10 protein-coding genes are annotated in these 13,474 nt (G+C 31.8%); 9 read left to right on the forward strand and 1 reads right to left on the reverse strand.

Annotated elements, in window-relative coordinates:
- The first annotated feature begins 118 nt into the window (after nucleotides 1-118).
- From FLV_RS01800 to FLV_RS01835, 8 genes are all read left to right on the forward strand, one after another.
- Entirely contained in the window at nucleotides 119-1,171 is a 1,053-nt protein-coding gene (locus FLV_RS01800) for a DNA cytosine methyltransferase (protein ID WP_243230327.1), read from the forward strand.
- Nucleotides 1,171-2,232, forward strand: a complete 1,062-nt coding sequence (locus FLV_RS01805; RefSeq protein WP_243230328.1) for a DNA cytosine methyltransferase — start codon at nucleotides 1,171-1,173, stop codon at nucleotides 2,230-2,232. Before FLV_RS01800 ends, FLV_RS01805 begins: the two co-directional genes overlap by 1 nt.
- Nucleotides 2,229-3,464: a hypothetical protein gene (locus tag FLV_RS01810; RefSeq protein ID WP_243230329.1), complete on the forward strand. Its 1,236-nt coding sequence runs from the start codon at nucleotides 2,229-2,231 to the stop codon at nucleotides 3,462-3,464. Before FLV_RS01805 ends, FLV_RS01810 begins: the two co-directional genes overlap by 4 nt.
- Nucleotides 3,465-3,660: 196 nt before the next feature.
- A complete protein-coding gene (locus FLV_RS01815) occupies nucleotides 3,661-4,956 on the forward strand; it encodes an IS1380 family transposase (protein WP_243230330.1) in 1,296 nt (431 codons plus the stop codon).
- 852 nt (nucleotides 4,957-5,808) lie between these two features.
- Complete coding sequence (locus FLV_RS01820) at nucleotides 5,809-6,390, forward strand: hypothetical protein (protein ID WP_243230331.1); 582 nt, start codon at nucleotides 5,809-5,811, stop codon at nucleotides 6,388-6,390.
- 312 nt (nucleotides 6,391-6,702) lie between these two features.
- Nucleotides 6,703-7,122, forward strand: a complete 420-nt coding sequence (locus FLV_RS01825) for a hypothetical protein (RefSeq protein ID WP_243230332.1) — start codon at nucleotides 6,703-6,705, stop codon at nucleotides 7,120-7,122.
- Nucleotides 7,123-7,952: 830 nt separating this feature from the next.
- Nucleotides 7,953-8,405, forward strand: coding sequence for a hypothetical protein (locus FLV_RS01830; RefSeq protein ID WP_243230333.1), 453 nt, complete (start codon nucleotides 7,953-7,955; stop codon nucleotides 8,403-8,405).
- A 504-nt stretch (nucleotides 8,406-8,909) separates the two neighbouring features.
- Nucleotides 8,910-10,250 carry a UvrD-helicase domain-containing protein gene (locus tag FLV_RS01835; protein ID WP_243230334.1) on the forward strand — a complete coding sequence of 447 codons (1,341 nt, stop codon included), beginning with the start codon at nucleotides 8,910-8,912 and terminating at the stop codon, nucleotides 10,248-10,250.
- A 5-nt stretch (nucleotides 10,251-10,255) separates the two neighbouring features.
- Here FLV_RS01835 and FLV_RS01840 read toward each other — a convergent pair whose 3' ends face one another.
- Nucleotides 10,256-11,848 (reverse strand): hypothetical protein, encoded by a 1,593-nt coding sequence (locus FLV_RS01840; protein WP_243230336.1) that lies wholly within the window; start codon nucleotides 11,846-11,848, stop codon nucleotides 10,256-10,258.
- Nucleotides 11,849-12,473: 625 nt separating this feature from the next.
- Between FLV_RS01840 and FLV_RS01845 the strand changes: the two genes are divergently transcribed.
- Nucleotides 12,474-12,962 carry a hypothetical protein gene (locus FLV_RS01845; RefSeq protein WP_243230337.1) on the forward strand — a complete coding sequence of 163 codons (489 nt, stop codon included), beginning with the start codon at nucleotides 12,474-12,476 and terminating at the stop codon, nucleotides 12,960-12,962.
- Nucleotides 12,963-13,474: the final 512 nt, after the last annotated feature.

Below are 13,474 nucleotides of genomic sequence, written 5' to 3' on the forward strand. Positions count from 1 at the left end.
CTTTGATTTTTAACTATTAACACAACCATTAAATTAAGATAGATAAACGGTTTTACAAATATATTCATAGAAGAAGTGAAGCGATTTTGTTGAACTTAGTTATATAAAGAACAACAATATGAAGTACTCTATAATGTTTTCAAGTGCTGGTGTTGGAGAAACATATTTAAAAGAAATTGGATTTGATTGCGTAGTTGCTAATGAGTTGGAAATAAAAAGAGCTGACTTTCACAAGCATCTTTACCCTGATTCGCATATGATTTATGGTGATATCTGTAACGAAAATAATTTCAATGATTTTATAGAAAAGTCAATCGAAAACAAAGTGGATTTATTATTAGCTACCCCACCTTGCCAAGGATTCAGTCTGAGTGGTAAAAATAAGAACCATGAACAAATGAAAGAAGATGCAAGGAATTTTCTAATTTTCAAGGTCTTTGATGCCATTGATCGAATTAAGCCCAAATATATACTTATTGAAAATGTGCCACGATTTTTGAAAATGAACTATCCGTATAAAGGTAATTTATACAATATTATTGATTTGCTTAAAGAAAAGTATGGTGAGGAATATAATGTAGACTTTGATATTCTTAATTCAATGGATTATGGTATTCCGCAAAGCAGAAAAAGAACATTTATTAAAATATATAAGAAAGATTTGAAATGGGATTGGCCAGCGAAATCAGACAAAATAATTACTGTTCAAGATGCTATTGGTCATTTACCATCAATTGAATCGGGTGAAATTTCAGAATATAAATGGCATTTTGGTAGAAAACATACTCCTGAACATATTTTGTGGATGAAGCATGCAAGTACAGGACAAAGCGCTTTTAAAAACAAAATACATTTTCCTAAAAATAAAATTGGGAAAAAAATAAATGGTTATCATGATGCTTATGCAAGGATGCATTGGGATAAGCCAGCACCTACGATTACAATTAGGAGTGATGCAATTTCATCAAACTCAAAAGTTCATCCCGGTAGGTTGAGAAATGATAATACTTATTCAGATGCTAGAGTACTTTCGATTCTAGAATTAATGATTCTGTCTTCTTTGCCTGAAGATTGGAATATACCAGAATGGGCTACAGAGGTATTGGTAAGACAAGTCATTGGAGAGTCTGTTCCTCCACTGCTTGTACGTAAAATATTAGAACAAATTTAATGAAAGCAATATCTCTTTTTTCAAGTGCAGGAGTTGGTGAAACTTATCTAAAAGATATAGGAATAGATGTAGTAGTAGGTGCGGAGTTGATTGAAAAACGAGCACAACTATACAAACATCTATATCCTGATAGTGAAATAGTTATCGGTGATATTAGTAAAGAAGAAACGAAGAAACAAATTTCTAAATTTATAACCAATGATGTTAAGCTTTTAATTGCAACACCACCTTGCCAAGGCGTTAGTAGTGTTGGTAAAAATAAAAATCAAGAACAGTTTTTAAATGATGATAGAAATTTTCTAATATTTGACGTGTTTCACTTTATAGACAATTTCGATTTTGATGTTGTTTTGATAGAAAACGTTTCTAATTTTCTAAAAATGTATTTTCCATTTGAGGGGGAATTGTTGAAAATTAGTGATTTGATCACCAAAAAATATAGTGGAAAATACACGATTGATATTATTGATATAAATGCTCAAGATTATGGAGTACCTCAAAGTAGGCCAAGATGCTTTATTAAAATGTATAAGATTAATTATTTATGGCCATCTCCAAAAATTGAGAAACAGATTACACTACATGACTCTATTGGGCATTTACCATCTTTAGAAGCTGGTGAAAAATCTCCTATACAATGGCACTTTGCTAAAGCGCATGCAGAAAGAGATGTTTTAGCTATGAAGCATACGCCGACAGGTAAAAGTGCGATGCGCAACGAAGTCTTTTATCCTACAAAAATTGATGGCGAAAAAGTCAAAGGTTTTCATAATACTTATAAAAGATTGTCGTGGGATAGCCCATGCCATGCTAGAACAACAAAATCTGGAGAGATAAGCTCACACAATAACGTACATCCGGGACGTTTAAAATCTGATGGTACATACTCAGATGCTAGAGTGCTAACAATTCTTGAGACATTAATAGTTTCATCTTTACCTCCTGATTGGAATATACCAGAATGGGCGAACGATAGGTTTATACGTCATGTAATTGGTGAGTCTGTGCCTCCATTGTTAATGAAAAATGTATTTAAAACTCTTAAAAAGAAAAGGTTATGATAATCCCAAGAGATTTTACCTTTAACAAAGATTTATTGATTAGTTACTATTATGGGCTGAAGCAGTTTGTTGGAAAAAAAATAAAACAAACTAAGATCAAAAATTTGTTGCAGGAGCAGTATCCGGATAATAAACACTTTAATGCCCTGGACAGAAAGTTTATATCATTAAAATTTTACGGTTTTGTTTATTTAAATGAAAATGGTGAGCTAATGTTTAATGAGTATTTTGAAGAGTATGTGAATCACCTTGAAAATAATGTAATTGACCCAAATTGCTTTTTAAATTTACTTCTTTCGAGTAAATATAAATATTTCGACAATTCGGAAACCAATTTCTTTGAATTGTTAATTAATCTGCTAAAAGAGAAGTCTATTTTATATTTGGATCATATTGAGGTAATTTCATATGTTCAATATTATGATCGAATAAATGACTTTGATAAACTCATAGAGCTTATAAAGGATAGTAGAACCTTTACATTTACTGATAAAGTAAAGGTGCTAGAGGTCTTTTATGAAAATGACTTAGGCACTATTGCGACTCGCGTTCATGATGCTAAAACTTACTTGTTTTCATTCTTAGAGAGTAATGGTTTTTATACTTTGAAAAACTCATTGCAATCAAAAACTTATATACAATCGGGGTCTCCTAGAATTTTAGAAGACAAACGCTTGTATCTTTCAGAAGATTTATTGGAATACATCAATGGATTTACCTACGAATCAATTGTTGATGAAATTGAATATAATTCCGAACAAGAAAATGGTCTTTATGAAGATCCAGATAACGATGTCGCAACATTAATTAACAAATCAGAAGAAACGCGATTGGCTGTTATAAAGCGCTATAAAGCAGATTTAAAATTGAGAAACAACGCACTTAAAAAAAGTGGTTATGTTTGCGAGATGGCTAAGTTGAAAGGAATTGAGCATAGAACCTTTGCATCTAGAAGATATGATGGGGATTACGCTGAGGTACACCATTTGATACCAATGCATGCGCAGGAGAATGATATGTTTGTACTAGGAGATAAACTAATCAGTTTGGACCAGATGTGTAATTTAATAGTATTATGTCCAACCTGTCATTCTAAACTACACTATGGGAAAAGTGAGGATATTATATTGGAGTTAGAGAGATTGTTTAAGGATAGGGAGCAAGCATTACACAAAAATAAATTAATTGTAAATAAAGAAAATCTACTAGGGTTTTACAATATTAAACAGTAAATGATTTAAGGGTTTTTAAAATTATTACCAACCCTAAAGATCCCGATTGACGCTAGTTTGAAAAAAGTATCCCAGCCGGTGCTCGTTTTCACCTTGAATCCGCATGTTTATATATAAAAAAAACGCAAATATATGATTATAAACACTTTGCATTTATAGTATTTTCACCTAAATTGGTGATGTAACAAATACCATTATGAAAGTACTAAAATCTTCAGAAATAAGTCCTTTTGGAGGCTTAAATTTTGTTTTAAAAGAGTTTGAGACTCTTAATCTAGCGAATCTTCTTAACGAAAACCTACCTTGCTTATCGCCTCAATCTAAATACAAGTGGAAAGATATTTTGTATTCCTTTTGGAGTGTTTTTTTCTGCGGAGGAGATTGTATCGAAGATTTATCGGGTAACTTTAATGACCACTTAAAGCAAAATCCTTTTATAAATATTCCTAGTCCTGACAGGGTATTAGAACGCTTTAAGAAACTTTCTTTGCCTAAAGAAATTTTTTCTACTCCCAGAGGTAATAGTACTCATGAATTCAGTTTTAACAATCCACTTAACAGACTCAATCTTGAAATTTTAAAACAACTAAAATTTGATCTAAATGAAAAATTTACTTTGGATTATGACAATACCCTTTTGTTTAATAATAAAGCAGATAGCCGATGGAGTTATAAAAACAGAAGTGGTTATTGTCCTGGAGTAGGATTCATCGGGAAAAATGTCGTGTTTATTGAGAATAGGAACGGTAATAGCGATGCCAAGACACTTCAAGATGATACTTTGGCAAGAATGTTTGCTTTGCTGAAAGAACAAAACATTAAAGTACATGCTTTTAGAGCTGATGGAGCTTCCTATCATATGGATATTATAGATATTGTTAGTAAAAATGTAGAAAAATTATACATAAGAGCACGTATGAATGATACTTTGGCTAGAGAAATTATAAGTATTGATAACTGGACTGCTGTTGAATTAGGTACCGAAACTGCATACAGAGGTGAGATTGAATTCATACCATTTATTAATACAGCGAAAAGACACAAAAAACAGGATAAATTAAAAACATATAGACTTATTGTTACAAAAATAGAAAGAACTGATAAACAGATAGATTTGTTTACTAATGAGTCATGTAATTACTCAGCGATTCTTACCAATGATTTTGAAAAGACTAAAGATGAAGTAGTTCACTTTTATAATCAAAGAGGAGCAATTGAGAAAGAGTTTGATGTTTTGAAAAATGATTTTGGATGGAACAATATTCCTTTTTCAAAATTAGAACAAAATACTGTTTTTCTTTTATTTACAGCAATTTGTAGAAATTTATATGGCTATATAATTCAAGTGTTTTCTATAAGATTCAAGTATTTGAGTGCAAGTTTTAGGATAAAGAAATTCATATTTAGATTTATAACTATCCCTGCCAAATGGATACGAAATGCCAGACAAAACAAACTGAAAATTTATGGAAATCTGTGTTTTAAGACTTAAAAGCAGATAGGATTACACAACAAATATTTATTATGATTTTACAAAAAAGCATTAATATGTTCAGGATAAATATTGTCCAATATCAAGTATTTTAGGTGAGTTAAGAAAAGATGTCGTTTTTAATTCTTTAATAGCCTGGAAATTCCACTCTTAAAACAAGAAAATTAATATAAATGTCAAAAAATAAAAGCTAATTTTGAGACATGCGGATTCAAGGTTTCAACGAGTGCCTACTTAGATTGATAGGAAGAAGATACCGTTTGCAACTCGGTTTAACCAAATCGTAGATTCTCAGCTGGCGTGAACGTCTCGCTCGTGAAACATAAAAATCAACAAAACTTATAAAGTTAAAAGATAAAAGAACAAAATCGCTGTTAATTATTTGTAAATATTTATTTATACATTCGTAACAAATATTATATGTATTTTTCAGACGTAGCCGCCCAATTCAAGGAGGGTAAGTCGGATATTGTGAGACATATATGCAAGTTAGCAGTAAGCTTGAAAAAAATCACAGTAAATAAGACCCGCTCCCCAGCTCCCCAAAGTGTTCTTAATGAAACGCTGTGCAAACGTCTTCGACTTTGTACAATTTTTTTAATTTTCTTATAAATTCAAAACCTCTTAAAGTCTCCTGACTTTAAATAACTAACTGCTTATGGAATTACTTTATTGATAAGGGTAGAGGTAACTAGATATTCTTTGACACTTTGTAATCTTTTTCGGTTATTTTTGAAAGTATATAAACGGAACAAAAATTCGTATATACACCCAATTTTGGGTAGATTGGCGCTACTTTGTAGCGCAGATAAATAAGTTAGCGGTAAGCTTAACACATATAACTTAAATAATATGAATTACGGAGAAACAAATGCGTATTGGTTTTTAAGATTGAATGGCTTTTTTCTAATTGAGAACTTCGTTGTACACAGAACCGAAGATATTGAGCATTCATCCGACATAGATTTACTTGGAATAAGATTACCATATGTTTTTGAAGAAATTGGAGGTCAAAATAATGATTGGGATGAAGCATTAATGGGAGAACTCAATCCAAATCTTATGACAGGAATTATATGTGAGGTAAAAACAGGAGCATTTAACAATGATGATTTATTCAGGAAAAAATATTTACATTATTACCTTGACAGATTTGGTTTTATGCCAAATTTATCTGACCATGTAAATCAAATTTATGAAAATAAGGTTACAGTAATAGAACACAACGGAACTAAATTTCAAATCCTTAAGCTCTTTATTTCAAATCAGGAATCTCAAAGGAAAGATTTTTTACAACTTCAAATTAAACATTTGCGAAGCTTTATAGAAAATAGGATTCAAAAGTATAAAGTACAAAAATGGCAAGATAGACTATTCTTTCAATGTGACTTTTTGGGAGAACATATTGATAGAAAGTATCATGAAGAAAATTAGCAAAGCCAGCTCCCCGAAGTGTTCTTAATGAAACGCTCTGCAAATGTCTTCGACTTTGCACATTTTTTTAATGTTCTTGTAAAAGCTAAGTTCTCAAAAGTCTCCGACTTTAATTAACTATTTGTTTAATTTAGCTTTGCTGAGGGTAGAGAAGGGCAAATATTCTTTTTGTGGTTTATCATTTTTGTTGGTTTATTTTTGAGAAGATATAAAACGAAATGAAATTGCGCCAATCTGTTATAAAATTGATTGAAATGCGAATTTGTTTCCCTCATATACAAGTTACAAGAAAGCCGAAGACAACTACACTTTATGAAGAAAATCATTTTATATTTACTGCTTCTTACTTCTTTATCAGTAGCTGCACAAAACGAAAACTGCGGAAACAAACAGATTGAGTTAGTTTCGGAACATTCAGTTAAAAGTCGTTATTTCTTTTTTAGGAAAACAAGCTTTGAAAAACATCAGCGAGTAGATAAAATTATCGATGAGAACGGAAAAGTATTGGTAGAATGTACCATGAAATCAAAACAAGACCATGACCAATTTTTCATTAAAAAGTTTCGAAGAATCGTTATAACAAATAACCAAATTCATGAGGTAGAATTTAAATTTAACGATGAATTTGGGTCACTAAAAATTTACAACAAATGTGGAGAATTGATAGAAACCAAAAAGCCAAAAACAAAAGTGTTATATGAAACTTATAACTTCAATGCAACCATCTTGTAACATAGATGCTACAATGGATTTGGGCAATAGGCTTAATGAAAAGATGGTTTTATATTTGAATGATTTGGCAAATCCGAAGAATGGGATTAATTTAGTCCCAAGCCCGTTATAATACCAGAACGTCAGGCTGTGAAAAAACCTATTCAAATTCATAAAGTATTCGGAAAGCTACCGGAGAAAAATCTCAAATAGGAGATTCTCAAGATGTTAATTTTAGTTTTTTCACAGACTGACGTTAGCGGTAATTATTTTCTTCAGCTAATGTAATAAAGTAAAAAATTAGATGAATATTAAAAATTAAATTGTAAAAAATCAATGTTTTTCAGAACATAAAAAAAACGTTAGTTAGAATTTTAGAAAATAACTTAATTAAACAAACTATGAATTTAGTAATTATTGACAGTGTAAATAAGAAATATCATCCATATATTCACGCAACTTTGGAGGTTGAAATGTTTATATGTAACAACCCCCGCTCTCCGAGGTGTTCCTGTGAAAAGCTACCCCCAGTTCCCCGAAGTGTTCCTGATGAAACGCTGTGCAAATGTCTTCGACTTTGCACAATTTTTTAATGTTCTTATAAATTCAAAACCTCTTAAAGTCTCCCGACTTTAAATAACTGTTTTGTATAATTTGGTTTTATTGAATAGGGAAGAGGCAACCAATTATTCTTTGATCGTTTGTAATCTTTTTTGGTTATTTTTGAGAAAATATAAAACGAAATGAAATTGCGTCAATCTACCTTAATTGGGGTGGATAGGCGAATATTTTGTTTCGCATATATACAAGTTAGTGGTAATTTTAAGAACTAACTGCTTAAAAGGCAAATTATGAAAAATCTAATATTATTTATTTTGTGTTTTAAAAGTGTACTACTATTTAGCCAAAACTATATGTCAACAACTTTGCGAACAATTACACTTGACAGTATTGATATAAAATTCAATTACAATGAAAAATTTGGTGGTATTGAAGCAGAAAGCTACTTTAAAAATAGCAATAGCAAATTAAGGACAATATATTATCTAGAGGACGATAAAACTTTTCATCTTATTGTAGTCCAGGAGAAAAGTAAAAATTCTGAAGATACTTGGCGTACTAATGTATTTCAATTTGAGGATGGAAAAATATTTTATCAAAAAGAAAGTTATTATTCAAAAATTAATGGAATTGCTGTAGAACACCAAAAAGAGAATAACGAAATATATCGCAAAGCTTTTAATACCGAATTTTTAAAGAAATATATTTTTGAATTATTTGAAAAGATAAAAAACTACCACTAACAGCTACAACGGATTTGGGCAATAGTCTTAATGGAAAGTTGGTTTTGTATTTGGGATGATTTGGCAAATCGAAGAATGGACTTAATTTAGCCCCGCTCCCGCACGAATCCTTTCGTGTGGGCTTTTGAAACCGCACTCACAATCGTGCCCACAACCGCTCCTAGCTAACAGTCTGCAATAAAATAAATAGCTGCTTTTGCTCTGGTCATAGTTACATAAAACAAACCCTGTTTTTAAAACAGGTAAATATACTTGATTGTGATTTAGTCTTTTATAGTTATTTTTGAGAAGATATAAAACAATATGAAATAAATGAGGCACTCGCTTATAGTGTCTATTTTTATTGCTTGCTTTGGTTAAGGTGAACGTCTAATTCTTTAACTTCGTTTTCGTTAGGCAGAGAACATTCATTCTGATTTTCGCAACAAGAAATAGCTGTGACATGTTAGGTAAGGCAAGGAAGGCTATAATAAGTCGTAATAAAACCCAAAACACAAGCTAAATATGATATTGACTATTAGTATCATTTCTGTCGTAATAATTAGTGCTCTATTGGTTTACCGACAACTAATAGAAAAGAAAAAATATCAGGACACTGCTTACCTGTCTAATTTACAACAGATTATTTTGTTTTTCGAGACAACACAAAATTTTGACGACTATGTTACTTGGGTTCAACGAGACGAGATAAAAACAAGGTTTTCTGCTGTTGGACAATACTTTAAAAACAAAACTTATTTTTACAAGAAAGAAGAAAGTGTTAAAAAATTCAATGATGTTTTCCAAAACTTTGACAATTACATAATTAACTACAATAAAAACTACGTTCTGTCTCAAAAAGAAAAACTAAACCAATATTTCGATAACATTGAAGGCAAAAAATTAGACGACCAACAACGATCGGCTCTAATAACAGATGAATATTCAAACTTGATTATTGCTGGTGCAGGTTCGGGGAAAACCTTAACGATTCTGGGTAAAGTAAAATATTTAATAGAGCAGAAAAAAGTAAAACCTGAAGACATTTTGCTTTTATCATTTACTAAAAAAACGGTCGATGAATTAAACGAAAGGCTAAAGAAGATGGAACTGGGTGCAGAAGCAACTACGTTTCATAAATTGGGCTATGGTATAATCAAAAAACATCTTTCAGAGATTCCTGCTGTTACTAATGAAAACACTTTAAGCGGAGTAATAAAAGCCTATTTAAAAACGGACATTTATAATAATGCGGAAGCATTACAATCCTACATTCAATATGTGGCTTGCTATATGAATATTCCGGAGGAGTACGACAATTACGATTCATTGGGTGAAAAATTAGATACAGAGAAAGGAATTGATTTTCAAACATTAAAATCCAAATGCGAACCTTTGAATATGGTGTCAAAAGCTGTTCTGGACACCATTCAGGGTGAAAGGGTAAAAAGTGTGGAAGAACTCATGATAGCCAATTTTTTATACCTGAACGGAATTGAGTATGAGTATGAAAAACCGTATCCCCATGGACAGACCATGTACCGTCCTGATTTTTATCTAAAAGACTATGATATATATTTAGAACATTTTGGTGTGGATGAACACAACACGGCAAAATGGCTCACTCCTTTTAATGAGCAAAAGTATATCGAAGAAATGCAGTTAAAAAGAGAAACACACAAAACGTATAATACCCGCTCGATGATCCAGGTATTCAAGCAGATTATACCCTATATCTCGACTCCACTAAAAAAGCAATTGTCTTTTGATGCTGTCCGAAGCAAAGCTTATCATGCAGAAGAAAGAGACAAGTTAATAGTAAAGGCCGTTTTAGAAAAACTGATAAAAAAAATTGATTCTTACTAATGCTTTCAGCTTTTGTCTTCTTCTTTGTCCTTATCTGATTTTCTGACATTGATCGGAAGCCCGATCTTAAAACCAAAGTTTGTATCCAGGTCAGGATGTACATTTAAATCTTCCCTTGCCACAAAAAGAAGTATACTTACCACATTTTTCTTGTCTGAGTTGACATTTATCATTATACCTGTTTCAAAAGGTAGTGTTTCTTTTTTTGCAAGTGCTTCATTTTGGCTGTATCCAAATTTACCGTAGATTCCGGCAACTTTTGAGGAAACATATAGCTCGGTGGTATATTTCTGAAGAAATCCATAAGTGTAGGCTACTCCATTTTCTGTATAATAACCTGTTTTTTTCTTTTCCTCAACCATAGTTCCTCCACCTATAATTTCAGGATTAGTGTTATAGATGAAATCCTTTTTCTTAAAATCTTCAAAATTAGATCCCCTTCCAAAATCACCCAGTAACCTGAACATTACAAAGGTGCCGGATTTCCATCTGGTTATATGGTTAAGGCTGGCCTTAACGCCATATAAATCACCTTTTGTATCTTTGAAACGGTCATCAAAACTCTGTATATTAACGTCATTATTGTAAATATCCAGGCTTTCTCTTTCATAAAATCCGGAAAGGCCGAAATAAGTGTTGTACTCAACAGTCCATATGTCCTTAAATAATTTGATCTGCCTATCACTGATTGTATCATCAATATTCTGAGCATTGATAAGAGCCTCATCATAATCTTTAAAGAGTTTTTCTAAGTCAAGCCCTTTTGGCGCATTTATTACTGCATCCTGTGTTTTTCCGTTCTCATCCTCTTTTCCTTTTATCGTTGAAATGGTCTCAATGTTTTTTTTGATTTTGTTGATCATATCGTTGTAACCAGCAAACGGTTTTACGGGATCCGGACCCTTATAATAAGTTTTTAGTACTTTAAAAAGTGCAACTGTATCATTTGCCACTGTACCGGCATCACTTAAAATTTTGTTTGATTTGTCATTTTCACTCTGCCTTTCATATTCCCTGCTGAATAGGCGGTGTTTCTTATTCTGTATTGTAGATTGTGGGAATTTAAGGTCTATAATAATCTTATCGAGGATACTGAAAGTATCTGCTGCTTTTTTTCTCAGCTCCTGTTCGGTTATGTGATTTATATAGCGGGCCCTGTTGGCTTTTTCGCTTTCATAATCGCCTTGTGCCGCCGGATAATACTTTCCATTTGCAAATGGGAGAGGGGCGAAAAAATTTAAGTCTAAGCTTCCTTTTTTGCTGCCGTCTTTATTGTCAAAAATAAATGCACCATCATCTACGGAAAAAGAACCGTCAACTGTTAAAAGCATATAGTTGGTGCTTATTAAAGCACCGCTTAAAGATAGTTCGGTTTTTTTTTCATTATATTCATATGAAAACCCTTGTTTGGTATTATTATCACCTAGAACCATAAAGTTCAGGTCCTGCATTATATTCTTATGGAATGCGGTTTTGTTAAGCGGATTTTCTAAGGTTTCCGTTTTCGGTGCAGCAGGTTTTTCATCCTGTCCGTATGAATATAGTGCACTTAACAAAACAAGAGAAAGAATAAAATACTTAAGGACTATAGTTTTCATAATCAGCAGGTTTTTGTTCAAATATAGGAAAGAACGAGTTAAATAAAATAGGTAAAAACACCTGTTTTAATTTATAATAGTTATACCTGCGGGGCACAACTTTTAAGTTGTGCTTTTTTTATCTTACCCCCGATCTCCGAAGTATTCCTAATGAAACGCTACATTGCTGTGCGAATGTCTCAGACTTCGCACATTTTTTTTAATGTTCTTGTAAATTCAAAACCTCTTAAAGTCTCCCGACTTTAAATAACTAACTGCTTGTGCAATTACTTATTGAGAAGGGTAGAGGTAACTAAAAATTCTTTGATGCTTTGTAATCTTTTTTGGTTATTTTTGAAAATATATAAACGTAACAAACATTCGTATATTCCCAATTTCGGATAGATCATTACTACTTTGTAGCACATCAAATGAGGTTTCGCTCGAAAAAAAGAAAAGAGAAAAACAAAAGTCAGTTTGCACTCTATGAAAAGGTGGAAAATGTGCATAGTTGTAGTCCCGGATTAGCAGTAATAACTTTTAAATAGAAAGTCATGCTGAAGAAAAAGATTAGCTGCTGAAATACCTTCTTGTAATTCCACAACGTTAGATATAATTTAAAAATTACAAATATCAAAATTAGAGAATGAAATCAGATGTCAAACTTATCGAAACAATTCTTGATGGAATTTATTATGAAATGACTGGCGAATTAAGAGCAAATGAAAAGGGTTTTAATCAAGCTGATATTTTTGTTGATCTTTATTTCAAGGAAAACTTTGCGGAAATTATTTTTAACTCATTAAAAAATGATACAGATTTAGCAAAGATTGCAGCTCTTCTTGATATTCTTGTTTGGTCAACTCCTGACAATGGTACAAAACTTGAAAAATTAATATACGATTGGATAATTTCAGATAATAAAATTAAAATTCAAATAATACTTTTAAGACAAGATTCATTTCCTCGATCTGAAAGGGTCGAAAACATTAAAGTCTTAGAAAATGTCAAACAAATTTTTCCGGAATTAACGGAACTTTGTAACTATCATATTGACGAATTCGACTATCAAAAAAAAGCAGGTCTAAGACGACTAGAATTGCTTCACCACATTCGTGAGAATAGAAAGATATAAGGAAACCTGCTCATCTCTTCTAAGTGTTTCTTCATAAAATTGAACAAACATCCCAAGCTCTCCGAAGTGTTCTTATAAAATGCCCCGCTCTCCGAGGTGTTCCATGCTAACGCTACCCCGCTCTCCGAAGTGTTCCTAATTAAACGCTGTGCAAATGTCTTCGACTTTACACATTTTTTTTTAATGTTCTTGTAAATTCAAAACCTCTTAAAGTCTCCCGACTTTAAATAACTGTTTTGTGTAATTTGGTTTTATTGAATAGGATAGAAGCAACCAATATTCCCAACTGGCGCTCGTTTGCAACTAGTGCCTACTTAATAGCTTTTCCAACGCGATTAGAACATGATTTGCTCCTTTGTCATTGATATGCGTTTATAAATGAATTTTCAATTTATTTGTTCGATAGTTATTAATGTTTAATAAAATAAATATAATCTTTTCTTATTTATATGCTCATTTTTGTTTAATATTTCAATTTCTTATTAATCGGAAGCACTTCACGCCAAATTTTA

It is taken from the genome of Flavobacterium pectinovorum, from assembly GCF_022802975.1.
Lineage (GTDB): Bacteria > Bacteroidota > Bacteroidia > Flavobacteriales > Flavobacteriaceae > Flavobacterium > Flavobacterium pectinovorum_B.

Bases quoted from the DNA above. Each gene is read 5' to 3' on its own strand.
- FLV_RS01800 (WP_243230327.1), top strand. From the start codon at position 119: ATGAAGTACTCTATAATGTTTTCAAGTGCTGGTGTTGGAGAAACATAT.
- FLV_RS01805 (WP_243230328.1), top strand. From the start codon at position 1,171: ATGAAAGCAATATCTCTTTTTTCAAGTGCAGGAGTTGGTGAAACTTAT.
- FLV_RS01810 (WP_243230329.1), top strand. From the start codon at position 2,229: ATGATAATCCCAAGAGATTTTACCTTTAACAAAGATTTATTGATTAGT.
- FLV_RS01815 (WP_243230330.1), top strand. From the start codon at position 3,661: ATGAAAGTACTAAAATCTTCAGAAATAAGTCCTTTTGGAGGCTTAAAT.
- FLV_RS01820 (WP_243230331.1), top strand. From the start codon at position 5,809: ATGAATTACGGAGAAACAAATGCGTATTGGTTTTTAAGATTGAATGGC.
- FLV_RS01825 (WP_243230332.1), top strand. From the start codon at position 6,703: ATGAAGAAAATCATTTTATATTTACTGCTTCTTACTTCTTTATCAGTA.
- FLV_RS01830 (WP_243230333.1), top strand. From the start codon at position 7,953: ATGAAAAATCTAATATTATTTATTTTGTGTTTTAAAAGTGTACTACTA.
- FLV_RS01835 (WP_243230334.1), top strand. From the start codon at position 8,910: ATGATATTGACTATTAGTATCATTTCTGTCGTAATAATTAGTGCTCTA.
- FLV_RS01840 (WP_243230336.1), bottom strand. From the start codon at position 11,848: ATGAAAACTATAGTCCTTAAGTATTTTATTCTTTCTCTTGTTTTGTTA.
- FLV_RS01845 (WP_243230337.1), top strand. From the start codon at position 12,474: ATGAAATCAGATGTCAAACTTATCGAAACAATTCTTGATGGAATTTAT.